Below are 17,538 nucleotides of genomic sequence, written 5' to 3' on the forward strand. Positions count from 1 at the left end.
TTCTAAAGTCCCATTTTAAAAGGATTTAGTATATTATTTGGATCAAAAGCTTTTTTAATATTTCTCATTAAATTCATTTCGGCTTCAGAAAAAGCTAAATTCATAAAAGGTGCCTTAGAGAGTCCGATACCATGCTCTCCGCTTAAAGTTCCTCCAAGTTTCACTGTTAATTTAAAAATCTCTTCCACAGCTTCATAGCCTTTTTTCACCTGCTCTTTATCATTTTTATCAGGAACCATAACATTAGTATGCACATTTCCATCCCCTGTATGTCCAAAACAAGGAATTTTAAAACCATATTTTTTAGAAATCTCATCTATACCTTCAAGTAAAGTAGGTAGTTTAGAACGCGGAACTGTAATATCTTCATTAAGTTTTAAAGTTCCATACATGGCAATGCTTTGAGAACAATTTCTTCTAGCAAACCAAATATCTGCGGTTTCTTGTTCATCTTTTGCTATTTTAAATTCGCTAGCGCCAGCTTCTAAAAAATAATATTCTAAATTTCTTAAATCCTCATCAATAGCCTCTTTAACATTACCATCCACATCAGCAATCAAAATAGCTCCAGCTTCTATAGGCAAACCTTTATTAAATTTGCTCTCAACTGCTCTAATGCTAAGATTGTCTAAAAATTCCATAGATACAGGACTTACACCGCTAGCAAGACTTTTGTAAACCGCATTCATAGCACTTTTTACACTTGGAAAAATAGCAAAAGCAGTTTTTTTAAATTTAGGCAAAGGTATTAATTTTAAAGTAAGCTCACTTAAAACTGCCAAAGAACCTTCACTAGCGATTAAAATTCCTGCCAAATTATAACCTGCTACATCTTTAATAGTGCGTTTCCCTGCACGAATGATTTCTCCGCTAGGCAAAACAGCCCTTAAAGCCATCACATAATCTTTTGTAATGCCATATTTTGCAGCTCTCATTCCCCCAGCATTTTCGCTTACATTACCCCCTAAGCTTGAATACTCCATGCTAGCAGGGTCAGGTGGGTAAAAAAGTCCATATTTAGCCACTTCTTTTTGTAAATGTATATTAATAACCCCAGGTTGCACAACAGCCACTAAATTTTCAAGATCAATTTCTAAAATTTTATTCATATGCTTTTCAAAAGCAAGCACCACCCCGCCATTAACAGCTAAAGCTCCTCCTGTAAAACCAGATCCTGAGCCTCGAGGTATGACTATGATATTATTTTCATTGCAAAATTTTAAAATTTGAGCAATATCTTCTTCATTTCTTGGAAAAAGAACCCCATCAGGTAAATAATGTTTTTTTGTCGCATCATAGCTATAAGCTCTTTTGTGAATTTCATCAAAATAAGCGTTTTCTTCTCCTAAAAATCGTTTAAAATATTGTTCAAATTCTTTTTTCATGTTTATTGCACCTTAGGAAGATTAATCAAAGCATCATAATACCTATAATAATTTCCTATTTCTTGAGAGTTAAAATCAAAAAAATTACTTTTATATCCACCTATACGAGAATAAAAAGGAACCTGAACGCTAGTTGGCTTGCTTATAGGCACTTCATAAAGCTTATTAAAATCTTGACAATCCACAACTTCTGCATGATTTTCCAAAGCCACAACCAAAATGCCGACCGCATTATCATCACAAAATTGCCTAAGATCTGAACGCTTAGGAGAAAGAGTAGCCGTTCTAATTAATTGTGCTCCAAAAATATCAATATGGGTAAAATATATCTGCGGAAATTCTCTAACAAGTTCATTATAAGTTTGTTCATCAGGAGCAATTACTAATCCTCTATCATAAAGAAAATTTAAAACAACCTCATCACCTACTTTAGGTAAAACATTTGGTAAAGGCAAAGCATCTTGCTTAAGAGCTGAAAAAACACTAAATTCTAATTTTGCCAAACCATTTTTTTTATCTATAACACTTGCTCTAGCGATGATACTTTGCGAATTGCTAAAATGTTGCACTACTACGCCACTTGAATAAAGTTTTATATCATCACTATCTTTAATATAACCATAAATATCATCAACTTTTACAAGTTCACTTTTTATAGGTTTTAAATCAAATCCAACCGCAAAGAGGCTAAGGTTTAAAGCTAAAAAACACACTATAGTTTTAAACAAATTTGCTCCTTAAATAAAAATTTATAGAATTATAATCCTTTTTTGTTAAGCAATTGTAAGAAAAATAAAGTAAAATATAGCTTTCAAATTTCAAAATTCTTTTAAAAATTAAGGTTATCTCATGAAAAAATTATTGCTTTTATTTATTTTTGTTGTTCAAAGTTTTGCAGCTTTAAGTGTTGAAGAGCTAACTTGGGATAATGGAGATACCTTGCTTAAATTCTTACAAAGAAATTCCATACCTATGTCGCTTTATTATGGACTTGATAGAGAAGATCAAGAACTTGCTTCTGATATAGCCTATAAAATAAAATATCAAGTTTTAAAAGATGAAAACAACAACATAGAACAAGTTTTAATTCCAATTAGTGATGATTTACAAATTCATATCTATAAAGATAAAGATAGACAATACACTCTTGCTTTTACTCCTGTATCTTATCAAAAAGAAGATAGAATTTTACATTTAACCATTAAAAGCTCTGCTTATCAAGATGTCTATGAAGAAAGTGGTAGCAGTACTTTAGCTCGTGCTATGGTTCGTGCTTTTCGAGGAAGTATAAATTTTCGCAATATCCAAAAAGGTGATGAAGTAACCCTATATTATGAACAAAAAAGACGCATGGGTAAACTTTGGGGTGATATAAATATAAAAATGGCAATGGTAGAAATCAATAAAAGCGCTAGAGAAGTCTTTTCTTATAATGATATATTCTATGATCGTGATGGCAAAGAATTAGAATCTTTTTTACTTACAAAACCTGTGAATTACACTAGAATTTCTTCTCCTTTTACAACAGCAAGATATCATCCTATATTAAAACGCTATCGTGCCCATCTTGGTATAGACTATGCTGCACCTACTGGAACTCCTGTGAAAAGTGCTGGCAAAGGAATAGTAACCTTTATAGGCACAAAAGGTGGTTATGGAAATGTAATTCAAATCAAGCATGACTCAGGTTATATGACTTTATATGCTCATCTTAGTCGTTTTGCAAAAATTAAAAACGGACAAAAGGTAAATCAAGGACAAGTAATTGCATATGTTGGTTCAACAGGTATGAGCACAGGGCCTCATTTGCATTTTGGAGTATATTTAAATAATAAAGCTATAAATCCTGCATCTGTTGTAAAAATCGCCAAATCAGAACTTAGTGGAAAAGCAAAAGAGAATTTTAAACATATCATAGCTGGATACGAGCAGGTTGTTAAAGAAGCCCTAGCCTCGAATCAACCTAATCCCCCAAAAGAAGAAGATTTTGAAAACTATATAGAATTTTAATTACTCAACAACGCTTTATCTTTTGCATTGATTAAAGAATTTAGAAGAGTTGCAAGCTCTTCTTTTTCTTTTTCACTAATTTCACAAAAATCTGCATCAATTAATTGTTTCACCAAAGCTTCATTTAACAAATCCCCATCGCCAAATTCTCTAGCTTTTTGAATGATTTTTAACACTCTTAAATCTTTTCTTTCATACATTTTAATCCTTTAAATAAACCACGCTCACAAAACGCTTAGGCGTTTTATCGCGACGATAAGAAAAAAAACTCTCATCATCAAAACTACAAATTCCACAATCTTTAATATTTTCAATGCCTAAATTTTGAGCTTGAAATTTTACCAAGGCTTTTAAATCAAGTTTATTATCTTGAACAAATTCTTTAAATTCTTTTTTAGCAAATTCTAAAATTTCTCCATCTATTTCATAATTTTTAGCACAAATTCCAGGTAAAATAAAAAGATGAAATTTATTCTTATCTAAATGTGAATTTTGCATAGTAATTTGATCAACGCATTCTTTTAGGATATTTTCAAAGCTTCCTTTTCTACCTGAATGCAAAGCTGCTATAATGCCACTTTCATGATATAAGATCAAAGGCAGACAATCCGCACTTAAGACACAAAGAGCAGTATTTTTTTCTTTACTTATAAGTCCATCACAACTGAGATTTTTTAAATTTTCATCATAAATGATAACTTTATGAGAGTGAATTTGATCCATAAAAACACATTTTTCAATATCTTTAAAACCTAAATGAGAAAATAAATTCTCATTATGAATTTTAGCCCTAAAAACATTATAATCCTTATCAAAAGCACAAAAAATACCGACTTTATCATTTTCTAATAAAGATAAGAAATTCTTTCCACTTCTTCCCATGATAATCCTTTGTTTTTACCTTGTAATTGTGCATAAATATAACGAGCAAGCAAATCGCTTTCTATATTTATTTTTCTACCTACTTGATAGTCCTTAAAAAGCGTTTCTTTAAAAGTAATAGGAATAATAGTAAGCCTAATACCATTTTTTAAAATTTCATTGATAGTAAGGCTTACCCCATCAACAGCTATACTTCCTTTTTCTGCCATAAATTTCATAGCTTCTTTAGGTAAAGTTATATGAAAATCCACTCCATTTTCATCCTTTTGAATCTTTTCAAGTATACCAATAAAATCAATATGCCCTTGCATAAGATGTCCATCGATTCTATCGCCATATCTTAAAGCAGGTTCTATATGAACTTTATCTTTTAAATTCTCTATAGCTATATGAGTGCGACTTTCGCGAGAAAGTTCCACTTCAAAACCTCCCTCATAAAGTTTTGTCACACTCAAACAAGCTCCATTTACAGCTATACTATCGCCAAGATTTGGACGATGCTTAGCTGTTAAACTTAAAGTATTGTTTTGATAAGATTGAACTTTGGCAATTTCTCTTATGAGTCCATTAAACATTTTTTACCTTAGAAAATCTTATTTAATAATTTATTTACCGCTTTATCCACTTTATTGCCTGTATTTTTAGCACCATCACTCACGCCGCCACCTACTACATTTTTAATAGAATTTAAAACACTTCCTGCATTTAAATTTACTTTAGGATTTTCTGTAGTTCCTGTAATACTTCCTTTAAAATTAGCTCTATCGAGTTTAATATCAAAAGGCAAATTTAAAGCTCCACTTTTAGAATTTAAAGCTCCTGATTGTACTAAAATATAAGAACGATCTGCTTGCATATTAAGATCAAGCTTGATATTTTCTTTTTTAATCAAAGCTTTAGCATTAGCAGTACGATAAACATCATCTGTAATATCTTTTAATGTTAAAATTTTTAAAGCATTGGTAATAAGATTTGGTTTTAATTTACCCTCTTTCATATCCAAATTAACCTCGCCTTCTTCGCTTAAAAGATTGTAATTTGCCTTCATGTCCGCCTTACCTTGATAAATATCCATAAAATCCAAACCCTGAGCTAGACTACTTAAATCCACTCCGTTTAAATCAGCAAGTAAAAGGTTATCTTTAAATGTGCTTTGAAGTTTTCCTTCAAATAAATTTGGACTATTTACAACAAAATTTAAACTCTTATCAAAACCTACCTTTCCATTAAATTCTGCCTTACCTTTAAGTTTTCTATCTAACAAAAAGCCTAGTTTTGAAAAATCATTTATCCTTAAATTAAAATCCGAATTTAAAAGCATCTTACTTATATCAAAACTTCCTTGTAGTTTTGTAAGATCAGCTAAAGATGAATTTAAAACAGAATCAAATTGAGCGATATTGTTTTTAAAATTAATTTTGGTATTTAAATCATAACTTGTATTGTTTGGAAAATTTTTATTTAAAATTTTACTTAAAGTTGCAGCATTTAAAATGCCTTTAGCCTCTAAATTTGCTTTACCATTAAGGTTGTTAAAATCGATATTATTTAAATTAACTTTTGCATTAACAACCCCACTGGCATAATTTGGCATACCTGCTATAACAAAAAGTTTAGATAAATCAAGTTTATCAATGTTCAAATCAAGTTTTTTACCATTTGAATCAGCTTTGATTACGCCATCTGCCAAATTTGCATTTGCATTTAAATTTTGTATTTGAGTACCTATAATATAAGCTTTTGCATTAAGATCTGCCTTACCTTGTAATTTTTGTCCCGCTATAGCACTAAACTGAGACAAATCATCAATAAAAGCATTTAAATCTGTATTTAACTCACTATTTTTTAAATTATAAGTTCCTTGAAGTTTTTTGATATTAAGTAAATTTGAAGCAAGTAAAGCATTGTAAGAAATATTACTATTTTTTGCATTTGCTTTAGCATCAAGACTAAAAATTGTATTTGGAAGTTCTATTTTAGCAATTTTTTTAAGCTCATTGGTGTTAATCTTTGCATTGTTTATTTTTGCCTCAAGATCGAAATTAGAAAAATCCAAATCCGCATTTAAAAGTTTAGCATTTAAATTTCCAGAAACTAAAGCTCCATATCCTGCAAGAGCTAATAATTTTTCCAAACTTGCTTCATTAATATCTGCAAAAATTTTATTATTTTTCAAACTTGCCTTTACCTCTCCACCAAGTCCGATAACTTGAGCATTTAAACTTGATAAGGCATTATTTACAACACTTGTTTCGCCTATCACTCCCAAACTACCATTTAATCTAGTTTTTGTAAGTTTTTCAAGCTTTGCAAGAGAAGGAATATTTAAATTAAAATCAGTACTTAAAATATTCTTACTCATATCATAAAGAGTTTTTTGGGTTTGTAAGTTAAGATAATCATTGTAAATTTTACTTACAGCATAAATCTTATCTTCTTTAACATTGGCTAAAATTTCTGCTTTAGGATTAGAATTTAAAGGCAAGTCTAAAGAAAAATCTTTTTTTATCGCCTCGTAGTTTATATAGCTTGTATCAAGTTTTATGATAATATTTCCATCAGGTTTTAAATTCTGTGCTGAAATTTTTGCCTGAGCATTTAAAAAACCTTTAGCATAACTAGGATAAGATAAAAGATGAAGTATTTCTTCTATCTTAAGATTTTTTGCATCTAAATTTAAAGCGATAGGGCTGTAATTATACATTCTCGCATTTAAAAGTACATTTGAACCTAGTAAGTAACCCCTTCCATCTAAAATAAAATCACTTGCCTTGCCTTGAATTTTACCGCCAAAAGAAAGGTTTTGATTTAAATTTAAACCTAAATTTTTAGCATAATTTTGCTTTAAAGAAATAAGATAGTCAAGATCAAATCCAAGCTTAAAAGGACTCAAAGCTCCCTTGAGATTGAAATCTGCCATATTTGCAATATTTGCTTGCAGTTCAAGACTTGAAAAACGCAAATTAAAACGCGTGATATTTACATCTAATCCCGCATTTTCTTTGATCTTTTTTTGTGCTATATTTGCCACTATATTATTACCAAAACTTGTAAAAAGTATGGTACAAAGAGCGATTAAAAGCACAACAACAAAAGCTACAATGCCATAAAAAATCTTTTTCATTTTTATCCTTTAGTTTATTTTATAAAATAACTTTAGTCTATAAAACTAAACTTTTATAAATATTTTAATTTAAAGTATTGACAAAATTCATTTTTTATAGTATGATATTATCACTCTAAATTAAAGAGTGCTAAAATCAATATTTTTAAGGATGGACAAAAATGAATTTTCAACCTTTAGGAAAGCGTGTTCTAGTTAAACGCGTAGAAGAAACTAAAACAACAGCCTCAGGCATAATTATACCAGATAATGCTAAAGAAAAGCCTTTAATGGGTGAAGTAGTAGCAATAAGTAAAGAAATCACTGATATTGCAAATGGTGATAAAATCGTGTTTGCTAAATACGGTGGAACAGAAATTAAACTTGATAATAATGAATATTTAGTTTTAAATTTAGATGATATCTTAGGAATTTTAAAATAATTTATAAAAAAGGATAAAAAATGGCAAAAGAAATTATTTTTTCAGATGAAGCAAGAAATAAACTTTACGAGGGCGTTAAAAAACTTAATGACGCAGTAAAAGTAACTATGGGGCCAAGAGGACGCAATGTTTTAATCCAAAAAAGCTTTGGTGCTCCAAGCATTACTAAAGATGGCGTAAGTGTTGCTAAAGAAGTAGAGCTTAAAGATAGTCTTGAAAATATGGGTGCTTCACTCGTAAGAGAAGTAGCGAGTAAAACAGCTGATCAAGCAGGCGATGGAACAACTACTGCAACGGTTTTAGCTCATGCAATTTTCAAAGAAGGTTTAAGAAATATCACAGCAGGTGCAAATCCTATCGAGGTAAAACGCGGTATGGATAAAGCTTGCGAAGCTATAGTAGCAGAACTTAAAAAACTTTCTCGCGAAGTAAAAGATAAAAAAGAAATTGCACAAGTTGCTACAATCTCAGCCAATTCTGATGAAAAAATCGGAAATTTAATCGCTGATGCTATGGAAAAAGTGGGTAAAGATGGTGTTATCACTGTTGAAGAGGCAAAATCAATCAATGATGAATTAAATGTAGTTGAAGGTATGCAATTTGACAGAGGCTATTTAAGCCCTTATTTTATCACTAATGCAGAAAAAATGACAGTAGAGCTTTCAAGCCCTTATATCTTGCTTTTTGATAAAAAAATTGCAAATTTAAAAGATTTATTACCGGTTTTAGAACAAATTCAAAAAACAGGCAAACCACTTTTAATTATCGCTGAAGATATTGAAGGTGAAGCACTTGCAACTTTGGTTGTAAATAAACTTCGCGGTGTTCTTAATATTTCAGCCGTAAAAGCTCCAGGTTTTGGCGATAGAAGAAAAGCTATGCTTGAAGATATAGCGATTTTAACAGGCGGAGAAGTGATTTCTGAAGAACTTGGAAGAACTCTTGAAAGTGCGACCATACAAGATCTTGGACAAGCTTCTAGCGTAATCATCGATAAAGACAATACAACCATAGTAAATGGCGCAGGTGAAAAAGCAAATATTGATGCAAGGGTAAATCAAATCAAAGCACAAATTGCTGAAACAACTTCAGATTATGACAGAGAAAAATTACAAGAAAGACTTGCAAAATTAAGTGGCGGTGTTGCAGTTATTAAAGTAGGTGCAGCAACTGAAACTGAAATGAAAGAGAAAAAAGATCGCGTTGATGATGCTTTAAGTGCTACTAAAGCAGCAGTTGAAGAAGGTATAGTAATTGGTGGTGGTGCAGCGCTTATCAAAGCAAAAGCTAAAATCAAACTTGATCTACAGGGTGATGAAGCAATTGGCGCAGCTATCGTTGAAAGAGCTTTAAGAGCACCTTTAAGACAAATTGCCGAAAATGCAGGATTTGATGCAGGTGTGGTTGTAAATAGCGTAGAAAATGCTAAAGATGAAAACACAGGATTTGATGCTGCAAAAGGCGAATATGTTAATATGCTTGAAAGTGGAATTATCGATCCTGTTAAAGTAGAAAGAGTGGCTTTACTCAATGCAGTTTCTGTAGCTAGTATGCTTTTAACCACAGAAGCAACAATTAGTGAAATTAAAGAAGATAAACCTGCTATGCCAGATATGAGCGGTATGGGAGGAATGGGTGGCATGGGCGGAATGATGTAATATCTGCTCTAACCTCTTATCAGCAAGGATTTTCCTTGCTGATTACCAATTTAATTTAAAAACACTCCCTTGATTTTCTACAGATTCGCAAATAATCTTAATATCATTATCATCACAAACTTTTTTTACCAAAGAAAGCCCTATACCAAATCCTCCTTGATCGGTATTAAATCTTGTATATCTATCAAAAATATGATTTAAATTTGACTTTGAAATTCCACAACCTGTATCCGCAATACTTAAAAAATTGGCTTTTAAAATTATAGAAATTACTCCACCTTTTTTATTGTATTTAATAGCATTGCTTATAAGATTATCAATCAATTTAGAAATTTGACTTTTAGGAGCAAAAATATTTGCTTGATTTAAATCAAGCTTTAGTGTAATTTTTTTTTGCTCAAAAAATACTTTAAAATATTCCAATCTTTCTTCAAGTAGTATTCTTAAATCAAATTTTTGTTTTTCTGTTTCTAAGGTATTAGGGAAATTATAAAAAACAAGATCAGAATACACTTGAGACAAACTTTTTGCAGCAAGCTTAATCCTTGTAAATTTAGCATTATCTCCTAAATTTTGATGCTCAAGTTGTTCTGTACTCATCAAAATAACACTTAATGGGGTATTGAGTTCATGAGTTGAATCTTTAATAAAACGATTTAGTGTGCTGATTTTATCCTCCAAAGGCTTTAGAGCAATTTTTACTAAAATATAAGATATTAAACCCAATATGCAAAAAGCCATAATAGCAAAACCAAAAACTTTCGTTCTAATCCAAAAAAGATCTTTGCCAACATCTTCACCCTGTATTAAAATTTGCAAACCATCGTTAGTATTTACTTCTTCATTGCTAGCATGTCTTAAAAAATAATGATCTGCACTCATAGGAGCAAGGAAAAAAACCTTATTATCACAAATACCTCTACCTTTAAGCTCAATTTTTGCTTTTCTTAAATCAAAATCTATATTACTAAAAACAATCTTTTTAGCATCAAATATAGCAAATTTTAGTGCTGTGCTTTGAGCAATATTTTTTGCACTTATATCTATAGGGGTAAAACGAGAATTTAAGATGCTTATAACAATGTTTCTATGATTTTCTCTCAAAGTGGCACCCTTTAAAACAACTAATTCTTCATATAATTTTTGATACCATAATGCAAAAAAAATAGTTAAAAAAATACCTGTAGTTGTTAGGTAGATTAATAAAATTTGCCTAATGACTTTTTTAGCCATAGCAATATCCCCTGCCTCTTTGGTTTATAATTTTTTCTTTTCCTAAAATTTTACGTAAATTTTTTACATAAGCTCTTAAACTTAGCTCACTAGGCTCCTCATCATAATCCCAAAGTTCTTCAAAAATTCTCTCTGTGCTTAAAAAGTTGTTTTTATTTTTAAGCAATAAAGACAAAAGTTTAATCTCTTTACTCGGCAAAGCCAAAGCTTTATTATTATGATAAAGAATTTGTGTAGTAAATTCGAACCTAAGTCCATCCCCTAAATCTTCAAAATCTTCATTTTTATGTGAAAAAGCTCTTTTAAGCAAAGCTTTAACCCTGATAGATAACTCGGCAAGTTCAAAAGGTTTTTTTATATAATCATCACAACCTGCGTCAAAGCCTTGTTTTAAATCGTTTGTTGTGTTTAAAGAAGTCATGAAAATTGCTGGAGTTTGCTTTCCGCTTTTTCTTAATTCTTTAAGTAATGAAAATCCATCTCCTAAAGGAACTTTTACATCTAAAATCCAAAGATCAAAATATCTTTCATAAGCCATATCTAAAGCTTCTTGCGCATTATCGCATAAAAATACTTCATATCCCTCATCGTTTAAAAACTCTTCAATGATCTCACTCAAGCTCAAATCATCTTCTAAAAGTAAAATTTTAGCAGCCATAATTTAAATCTTTCTAACTTCAAATCTCTTAAATATATATCATTGTATCAAAATTCTTATCAATTATTTAATAAAATTTCATTTTTATTTAATTTATTTTTATCTATAATCCTTTTATACAAATAAATTTTTCCTTAAGGAGTTAAAATGCTTCCAAAATGGGATAACAGCTATAGTGTGCACAATGCTAAAATTGATGAGCAGCATAAAAAGCTTTTTAAACTTGCTGCAAAAGTTGAAGTTGTATCAGATAGATCTGTAAGTAAAAATGAAGTCAAAGAACTTTTGGCTGAATTTTTTAATTATATGAAAGATCACTTTAATGATGAAGAAAAATACATGCAGCTAATAGGCTATCCAAATTTAGAAGAACATCGAAAAATACATAAAGAAATCATCCAAACCATGATTAATTTAATCAAAGATATCAAATCAACCAATGATCTTAAAGAAAAACTTTATATAGTGGCTAAAAAGTGGCTTTTAGAACACATACTATATGAAGACATGAAAGTTGAAAAATGGAGAAGTTCTTCTTTGTCTACAGATGATGGTGGCGATGTTAGCTTTGAAGCAGCAGAAGATGAGGATAATGAGCATCCACAATTTTATCTTTATACCTGTAATTGTCCTGGTAAAATTCACGATGTTCCTTATAGCATTCATCAAAAAATAGAATTACAAGGTCATAAATTTACTTGTAAAACTTGTAAACAAGCTATAAAATTTTACAAAAAATATTCTTAAGGAGGATAAAATGAAACGCAATGTAAAAACTTATTCTTTTAGAATGCCTTTAGAGCTTAAGGAGCGTTTGGATAATTTAAGTAAAAATCTTTCTAAACCAAAATCAACCATAGTAAAAGAAGCCATAGAGGCTTATCTTAATGAAGTTGAAGATTTTTCTTTTGCTGTTAATGCCCTAGAAGAACTTAAAGATGGGGATTATCAAAAGGCAAGTAAAAAAATAGATAAAATTGTCAAAAATCTTAAACAAACAAAATAAAAAACTTTATCACAATTTTTTTGTGATAAAGACTTATTAATTTTTTATATTAAAATACATTTATGAATATTAAAAATGGAGTTAAAAAAGTGGCTCCGGATGTAGGATTCGAACCTACGACCAATCGGTTAACAGCCGACTACTCTACCGCTGAGCTAATCCGGAATATTTAAAAGTAAAATGTGATTATAGTGAAATTAAAAAACTTTGTCAAGGGTTTTTTCACAAAAATGCATTTTTTATGTAAAAAAATTAATTTACTCCTTAACAATAACACTTTTTAAATTTCTAAAATAAAACAAATTTACCCCATCTTCATATAAATAATCAAGCTTCATTCCATGTGTTTCTAAAATAGTATTTACAATATAAAGCCCTAATCCAAAACTTGATTTTTGTTTTGATCCTTGAGTAAAAGCTTGAGTATAGTATTCTAAAGTATTGTTAAGCTCAGGACCACGATTTTTAAAACAAATATAATCATCTATAATATCAATTTGCACAAACCCATCTTCAGAATGTTTAATACCATTATCTATCATATTTTTAATCGCCGTAGTAAAAAGTTTAAAATCCACATTTACAAAAAAACTTTCTTCCATAAAAATACGTATATTGCTATCATCTCGCATTGCAATTTCTTTGGCTTCATCTAAAACATCTAAAATATTGTATTTTTTTCTATTTATAAAAGCAGCCCCTGAAGTAATTTGCTCAATAGCAGCAAATTCATTAATTAAAATTTCAAGTCTAGTAAAAACCCCATTTAAGCGCTCTTTATATTTATTATCTTCTATCATTTCTAAAGTTAAGAGTCCTTTGGTAATAGGAGTTTTGAGTTCATGCATAATATTTCTTAAAAAAAACTGACGAGATTGGTTTAACTTTCGAATTTGAACAATAGCTTGATAAAAAGCTTCACTTACTTGTGAAATTTCATCCACCCCAGTGCTTACATCTTCTATATCACCAAGCTTTCCTTGGGCAAATTTATCAATTTGTTTTTTAAGTCTTTTAAGTGGTTTTAATTTTTTAAATATATAAATATAAAGCAATACAAGAATACAAATCACAGCTACAGCTATAGCTTTGATAATAAAATACCTATAGGTTTGATAATCTTGATCCTTATAAAGATAAACCTTTCCATCATAAATAATATTTAAATACACCTGTCTATTATAAGAAATAATCTCGATTAAGCCATTGTTAACCTCAACCCTAGCTAAAACATCACCTCTAAAAAGAATTTTACGGATCTGCTTTGCTTCTGTTATCTCATCCATTTTATTATAATTTTTTGTCTGCTCTTCAAATTCTTTTTCACTGATAACTCCTGCAAAATTTAAGAGCCTTGCATTAGCTATCAAAGAATATTTTGTGTTTAATTCTCTAGTATAATTTTGCTGATCATATTCTATAAGCCACAAAAAGCCAAGTATAACACTAACCCCAGCAAAAATAAAAATAAAAGTTATAGTATAAAAAATCGAAGATTTATTCATTGAGTAAGCTTATAACCTATTCCACGTATAGAGTGAATATATTTTGGAGTTTTTGGATCATCTCCCATCTTTTGACGAATTCTACTGATAATAACATCTATACTTTTATTACTAGAATCCTCACTAATAGAAGAACAATTATAAACAAGCTCTTCACGACTTACCACTCCACCCTCTTTTTTAATCAAATAGCTTAAAATATCAAATTCAGCATTAGTTAAAGTAAGCTCTTGTCCTTTCATGGTAATAATATGCTTATATTGATCATAAACAAGATCTTTTACACTTTTTGCTATGGCGCTTTTTGTATTTGAAATACGTCTTAAATGACTTTTAATGCGTGCTTGTAATTCTTTTGGATTATAAGGTTTTGGTAGGTAATCATCTGCTCCAAGCTCTAAAGCATTAACCTTATCTGTAATATCATGTCTTGCGCTTGAAACAATAATAGGCGTATCATACTTTTTACGAATCTCTTCACACACTTCAAGCCCATCAAGCCCTGGCAAAGAAAGGTCTAAAATGATAAGCTGATATTCTTTTAATGCAAGCTTAGAAAGACCTATATAAGGTTCATGAGCTATATCAACTTTCATATCAAATTTTTCCAAATATTCAGCTGTAATTTCTGCTAATTCTAAATCATCTTCTATCATAAGAATATTTGTCATAGTTTTCCTTTATTTTAAACTTAATTTTAATTTTAAACTAAAATTTATAACGAAAGGAAAATCCTTCCGTTATTTTTATTTAAGCACAAGCAAAGTCGCAAAACCATTGCGATATACCCAAACTTTGGTAAATTCTTTTTTATTAACTTGTTTTAAAGCTTGTTCTAAATCTTTTAAATTTTTAATTTCACTTTGTCCAACACCTATGATAATATCACCCTCTTGGAAACCAGAATTTTTTCCTTTGCTCTTTTCTTTAACACTATCAACCAAAACACCATTAACATCTTTTGGAATTTGCAAACGATCCTTAAGTCTTGGATCTAAATTTCTCAAACTCAAACCATCAATCAAATCGCTTTGTACGCCTTTAGGATTTTCTTTTTCACCTTTAAGAATAAAACTTGCTTGCTTATTTTCTCCATCTCTTTCGTAACTTAATGAAATTTTTTGACCAATCTCTAAAGTTCCTATATAATTTTTAAGATCAATAGGACTTTTTATAACCTTATCATTAACTTTAGTAACTAAATCTCCACGCTTAAGCCCTGCTTCATCAGCACTTGAACCTTTTTGAACATCAGTGATTAAAGCTCCTTCTTGATTTTTGTAAGCTTTTTTAGTATCACCTTGCAAAGCTAAAATAGTCACACCTAAAAATCCTCTATCAATCTTGCCTTTTTCAATAAGTTTTTTAGCTATATCTTTAACCATATTTGAAGGTATGGCAAAACCTATGCCGTTATTTCCACCACCACGAGAAAGAATAGCTGAATTAATACCTACTAAATATCCGCGACTATCCACCAAAGCTCCACCTGAATTTCCTGGATTGATAGAAGCATCTGTTTGTATAAAATTTTCATATTGATTTAAACCTATATTGTCTTTATTTAAAGCAGATATTATCCCACTTGTAACACTAAAACCAACTCCAAAAGGATTTCCAAGTGCAAAAACAACATCTCCTTCCATTAAATCATCAGAATTTGTAAAAGTAATAGCTGAAAGATTATTAGCCTCTATTTTTATAACAGCCAAATCTGTTTTTGGATCTTTACCTATAAGTTTTGCTTTATATTCTATGTCGCTTCCTGGTAAATTCACTGTAATCGTATCAGCATCATCTACAACGTGATTATTTGTTACTATATAACCATCTTTTGAAATAATCACCCCTGATCCCAAAGAACTCACCACTTCTTTATCATTTTTTCCTTTTCTTTGAGGAAAATCAAAATCAAAAAATTGTTTAAAATAAGGATCATTAAAAAAATCATCCAAAGGGCTTGGACGATTTGCTCTTGTAATAGTTTTTGAGGTGGAAATATTAACCACTGATTTTTTTGCATCTTTAATAGAATCATGATAAGAAAGCACTGCATTTCCAGCAGCAGGATTCACACGATTAGCCGTTGCAGTCGATTCGTTAAAATTAATACTTGCAGCAAATAAAGCACTTGCTAAACTTAATGATAAAAAAATCTTTTTCATTTCATTTCCTTTTGTTCTTAAAGATAAATTATCTCGTAAAATATTTTACTGTCTTCATAGTATAAAACCGAAAATTTACAAAATTGTAAATAAAACCTTGAGTGATAAAAATTTATAAAACTTGATTGACTTAGGCTAAAGTTTATGTTATAATTTAATCCTCTATAATAATCAAGTAAAAATTTTTAAGGAAATATAACATGAATAGTTTATACGAAACTCTTGGAGTTAGCAAAAACGCTAGTGCAGATGAAATAAAAAAAGCTTACCGTCGCCTAGCTAGAAAATATCATCCTGATATCAACAAAGAAAAAGGTGCTGAAGAAAAATTTAAAGAAATTAATGCTGCTTATGAAATTTTAAGTGACGAAAAAAAACGAGCTCAGTATGACCAATACGGCGATTCTATGTTTGGTGGACAAAGTTTTCATGATTTTTCAAGAAATACTGGTGGGGTAAATTTGGACGATATTTTAAAAGATCTCTTTGGAGGAGGCTTTGGTGGACGCTCAAGAGGGGGTTTTAACGGCTTTTCTTCAAAAGGCTTTAGCAGTGGTTTTGGAGGATTTGGAGGTTTTGAAGAAGAAAATTTAGACAGCAATCTAGAGCTTCACATTCCTTTCGAAAAAGCTGTTAAAGGCGGGGAACATAGTTTTAATTTTCAAGGCGAAACCATTAAATTTAAAATTCCACACGGTATAAAAGAAGGTGAGAAACTAAGAATTCGCTCTAAAGGAAAACAAAGCAGAAATGGAGCTAGAGGCGATTTAATCATTATTGTAAAAATAGAAGAAAGTCCTATTTACACAAGAGAAGATGATGATTTATATCAAAAGGTTGATATTTCTTTAAAAACTGCACTTTTTGGTGGAAAAATAAATATAAAAACACTCAAAGAAGGCAAGGAAGAAGCAACAATTAACATAACGCCTAATTCAAAAAATAACCAAAAAATTCGTTTAAAAGGTTATGGTGTGCAAAATAGAAAAAGTGATATTTATGGGGATATGTATTTGATTTTAAATGTTGTTTTGCCAAATTTAGATACCCTTGATGAAAAATTTATAGAACTCTTAAAAGAAAAATTACCTTAAAGAAAGGAATAAAATATGGAACAGCATTATGATGAACCTGTATATTTAATCAGTGTTGTGGCTAAAGTTTTAAGCATACATCCACAAACCTTAAGGCAATACGAAAGAGAAGGATTGATAGAGCCAAGTAGAACCGATGGCAAAATAAGACTTTATTCTCAAAGAGATATTGACCGTATTAAACTTATATTGCGTTTAACAAGAGACATGGGAATCAATCTTGCTGGAGTAGATGTTATCTTAAAATTGAAAAACCAACTTCACGAATTTGAAAATTTAATTGATGAACTACGCTTAGAATTAAGCAAACAACAAGATAAAGAAGCGGCTAGTAAAGCCGTTGTTAAGCATAAAAATAGCTTTGATTTGATTTTTTATGAGAAAAAATAAAAAATA

Annotated in this window: 18 protein-coding genes and 1 tRNA gene; 7 read left to right on the top strand and 12 right to left on the bottom strand. The window is 30.1% G+C overall.

From position 1 onward, the window contains the following. Window positions 1-2 precede the first annotated feature (2 nt). Together FBF22_RS05875 and FBF22_RS05880 are read right to left on the bottom strand one after the other, a co-directional pair. Complete coding sequence (locus FBF22_RS05875) at window positions 3-1,385, bottom strand: FAD-linked oxidase C-terminal domain-containing protein (protein WP_002855885.1); 1,383 nt, start codon at window positions 1,383-1,385, stop codon at window positions 3-5. 2 nt (window positions 1,386-1,387) lie between these two features. Continuing rightward, entirely contained in the window at window positions 1,388-2,113 is a 726-nt protein-coding gene (locus FBF22_RS05880; protein ID WP_002884409.1) for a plasminogen-binding N-terminal domain-containing protein, read from the bottom strand. A gap of 121 nt (window positions 2,114-2,234) precedes the next feature. Here FBF22_RS05880 and FBF22_RS05885 point away from each other — a divergent pair, with 121 nt between their 5' ends. Then, window positions 2,235-3,395, top strand: coding sequence for a M23 family metallopeptidase (locus FBF22_RS05885; RefSeq protein ID WP_002884404.1), 1,161 nt, complete (start codon window positions 2,235-2,237; stop codon window positions 3,393-3,395). On the opposite strand, the gene FBF22_RS05890 is transcribed toward FBF22_RS05885, so the two are convergent. Genes FBF22_RS05890 through FBF22_RS05905 form a run of 4 tightly spaced genes read right to left on the bottom strand, consistent with a single transcriptional unit; the run spans window position 3,392 to window position 7,401 of the window. Beyond that, the gene (locus tag FBF22_RS05890; protein ID WP_002859287.1) at window positions 3,392-3,595 is read right to left on the bottom strand and encodes a hypothetical protein; all 204 of its coding nucleotides are present in this window, start codon (window positions 3,593-3,595) and stop codon (window positions 3,392-3,394) included. The genes FBF22_RS05885 and FBF22_RS05890 overlap by 4 nt on opposite strands. A gap of 1 nt (window position 3,596) precedes the next feature. Next, on the bottom strand, window positions 3,597-4,277 hold the full coding sequence (locus FBF22_RS05895) for a polyphenol oxidase family protein (protein ID WP_002859288.1): 681 nt from the start codon (window positions 4,275-4,277) through the stop codon (window positions 3,597-3,599). Continuing rightward, a complete protein-coding gene (locus FBF22_RS05900; RefSeq protein WP_002859289.1) occupies window positions 4,241-4,852 on the bottom strand; it encodes a riboflavin synthase in 612 nt (203 codons plus the stop codon). The genes FBF22_RS05895 and FBF22_RS05900 overlap by 37 nt, the downstream gene beginning before the upstream one ends. A gap of 8 nt (window positions 4,853-4,860) precedes the next feature. Beyond that, window positions 4,861-7,401: a hypothetical protein gene (locus tag FBF22_RS05905; RefSeq protein WP_002884402.1), complete on the bottom strand. Its 2,541-nt coding sequence runs from the start codon at window positions 7,399-7,401 to the stop codon at window positions 4,861-4,863. Window positions 7,402-7,562: 161 nt separating this feature from the next. On the opposite strand from FBF22_RS05905, the gene groES reads away from it, so the two are divergent. Together groES and groL are read left to right on the top strand one after the other, a co-directional pair. Further along, window positions 7,563-7,823, top strand: coding sequence for a co-chaperone GroES (groES, locus tag FBF22_RS05910; RefSeq protein ID WP_165433223.1), 261 nt, complete (start codon window positions 7,563-7,565; stop codon window positions 7,821-7,823). Window positions 7,824-7,843: 20 nt separating this feature from the next. After that, window positions 7,844-9,481, top strand: coding sequence for a chaperonin GroEL (gene groL, locus FBF22_RS05915; RefSeq protein WP_002859291.1), 1,638 nt, complete (start codon window positions 7,844-7,846; stop codon window positions 9,479-9,481). A 42-nt stretch (window positions 9,482-9,523) separates the two neighbouring features. Here groL and dccS read toward each other — a convergent pair whose 3' ends face one another. Then, window positions 9,524-10,714, bottom strand: coding sequence for a two-component system sensor histidine kinase DccS (gene dccS, locus FBF22_RS05920; RefSeq protein ID WP_002884400.1), 1,191 nt, complete (start codon window positions 10,712-10,714; stop codon window positions 9,524-9,526). After that, window positions 10,707-11,372, bottom strand: a complete 666-nt coding sequence (gene dccR / locus FBF22_RS05925) for a two-component system response regulator DccR (RefSeq protein ID WP_002884392.1) — start codon at window positions 11,370-11,372, stop codon at window positions 10,707-10,709. The genes dccS and dccR overlap by 8 nt, the downstream gene beginning before the upstream one ends. A 147-nt stretch (window positions 11,373-11,519) precedes the next feature. Between dccR and FBF22_RS05930 the strand changes: the two genes are divergently transcribed. Together FBF22_RS05930 and FBF22_RS05935 are read left to right on the top strand one after the other, a co-directional pair. Further along, window positions 11,520-12,119 carry a bacteriohemerythrin gene (locus FBF22_RS05930; RefSeq protein WP_002859294.1) on the top strand — a complete coding sequence of 200 codons (600 nt, stop codon included), beginning with the start codon at window positions 11,520-11,522 and terminating at the stop codon, window positions 12,117-12,119. A gap of 10 nt (window positions 12,120-12,129) precedes the next feature. Next, entirely contained in the window at window positions 12,130-12,378 is a 249-nt protein-coding gene (locus FBF22_RS05935) for a ribbon-helix-helix domain-containing protein (RefSeq protein WP_002853192.1), read from the top strand. A 90-nt stretch (window positions 12,379-12,468) separates the two neighbouring features. Here the strand turns inward: FBF22_RS05935 and FBF22_RS05940 are convergent. The 4 genes from FBF22_RS05940 to htrA all read right to left on the bottom strand — a co-directional run bounded on the left by FBF22_RS05940 (window position 12,469) and on the right by htrA (window position 16,048). Beyond that, window positions 12,469-12,543: transfer RNA gene (locus FBF22_RS05940), tRNA-Asn, on the bottom strand. Window positions 12,544-12,635: 92 nt separating this feature from the next. Then, window positions 12,636-13,883, bottom strand: coding sequence for an ArsS family sensor histidine kinase (locus FBF22_RS05945; RefSeq protein WP_002853241.1), 1,248 nt, complete (start codon window positions 13,881-13,883; stop codon window positions 12,636-12,638). Beyond that, complete coding sequence (locus FBF22_RS05950; RefSeq protein ID WP_002853196.1) at window positions 13,880-14,554, bottom strand: response regulator transcription factor; 675 nt, start codon at window positions 14,552-14,554, stop codon at window positions 13,880-13,882. Before FBF22_RS05950 ends, FBF22_RS05945 begins: the two co-directional genes overlap by 4 nt. A gap of 75 nt (window positions 14,555-14,629) precedes the next feature. Further along, on the bottom strand, window positions 14,630-16,048 hold the full coding sequence (gene htrA, locus FBF22_RS05955) for a serine protease HtrA (protein WP_002860448.1): 1,419 nt from the start codon (window positions 16,046-16,048) through the stop codon (window positions 14,630-14,632). A 200-nt stretch (window positions 16,049-16,248) separates the two neighbouring features. On the opposite strand from htrA, the gene FBF22_RS05960 reads away from it, so the two are divergent. Both FBF22_RS05960 and hspR read left to right on the top strand, forming a co-directional pair. After that, on the top strand, window positions 16,249-17,142 hold the full coding sequence (locus FBF22_RS05960; RefSeq protein WP_002859296.1) for a DnaJ family protein: 894 nt from the start codon (window positions 16,249-16,251) through the stop codon (window positions 17,140-17,142). 15 nt (window positions 17,143-17,157) lie between these two features. Beyond that, a complete protein-coding gene (gene hspR / locus FBF22_RS05965; RefSeq protein WP_002853230.1) occupies window positions 17,158-17,532 on the top strand; it encodes a heat shock transcriptional regulator HspR in 375 nt (124 codons plus the stop codon). The last annotated feature ends 6 nt before the right edge of the window (window positions 17,533-17,538 follow it).

Source organism: Campylobacter sp. CFSAN093260 (assembly GCF_012890095.1).
GTDB lineage: Bacteria > Campylobacterota > Campylobacteria > Campylobacterales > Campylobacteraceae > Campylobacter_D > Campylobacter_D jejuni.

Bases quoted from the DNA above. Each gene is read 5' to 3' on its own strand.
- groES (WP_165433223.1), top strand. From the start codon at position 7,563: ATGAATTTTCAACCTTTAGGAAAGCGTGTTCTAGTTAAACGCGTAGAA.
- FBF22_RS05905 (WP_002884402.1), bottom strand. From the start codon at position 7,401: ATGAAAAAGATTTTTTATGGCATTGTAGCTTTTGTTGTTGTGCTTTTA.
- FBF22_RS05890 (WP_002859287.1), bottom strand. From the start codon at position 3,595: ATGTATGAAAGAAAAGATTTAAGAGTGTTAAAAATCATTCAAAAAGCT.
- FBF22_RS05895 (WP_002859288.1), bottom strand. From the start codon at position 4,277: ATGGGAAGAAGTGGAAAGAATTTCTTATCTTTATTAGAAAATGATAAA.
- FBF22_RS05875 (WP_002855885.1), bottom strand. From the start codon at position 1,385: ATGAAAAAAGAATTTGAACAATATTTTAAACGATTTTTAGGAGAAGAA.
- htrA (WP_002860448.1), bottom strand. From the start codon at position 16,048: ATGAAAAAGATTTTTTTATCATTAAGTTTAGCAAGTGCTTTATTTGCT.
- FBF22_RS05935 (WP_002853192.1), top strand. From the start codon at position 12,130: ATGAAACGCAATGTAAAAACTTATTCTTTTAGAATGCCTTTAGAGCTT.
- FBF22_RS05945 (WP_002853241.1), bottom strand. From the start codon at position 13,883: ATGAATAAATCTTCGATTTTTTATACTATAACTTTTATTTTTATTTTT.
- FBF22_RS05930 (WP_002859294.1), top strand. From the start codon at position 11,520: ATGCTTCCAAAATGGGATAACAGCTATAGTGTGCACAATGCTAAAATT.
- FBF22_RS05900 (WP_002859289.1), bottom strand. From the start codon at position 4,852: ATGTTTAATGGACTCATAAGAGAAATTGCCAAAGTTCAATCTTATCAA.
- FBF22_RS05950 (WP_002853196.1), bottom strand. From the start codon at position 14,554: ATGACAAATATTCTTATGATAGAAGATGATTTAGAATTAGCAGAAATT.
- dccS (WP_002884400.1), bottom strand. From the start codon at position 10,714: ATGGCTAAAAAAGTCATTAGGCAAATTTTATTAATCTACCTAACAACT.
- FBF22_RS05885 (WP_002884404.1), top strand. From the start codon at position 2,235: ATGAAAAAATTATTGCTTTTATTTATTTTTGTTGTTCAAAGTTTTGCA.
- hspR (WP_002853230.1), top strand. From the start codon at position 17,158: ATGGAACAGCATTATGATGAACCTGTATATTTAATCAGTGTTGTGGCT.
- FBF22_RS05960 (WP_002859296.1), top strand. From the start codon at position 16,249: ATGAATAGTTTATACGAAACTCTTGGAGTTAGCAAAAACGCTAGTGCA.
- groL (WP_002859291.1), top strand. From the start codon at position 7,844: ATGGCAAAAGAAATTATTTTTTCAGATGAAGCAAGAAATAAACTTTAC.
- dccR (WP_002884392.1), bottom strand. From the start codon at position 11,372: ATGGCTGCTAAAATTTTACTTTTAGAAGATGATTTGAGCTTGAGTGAG.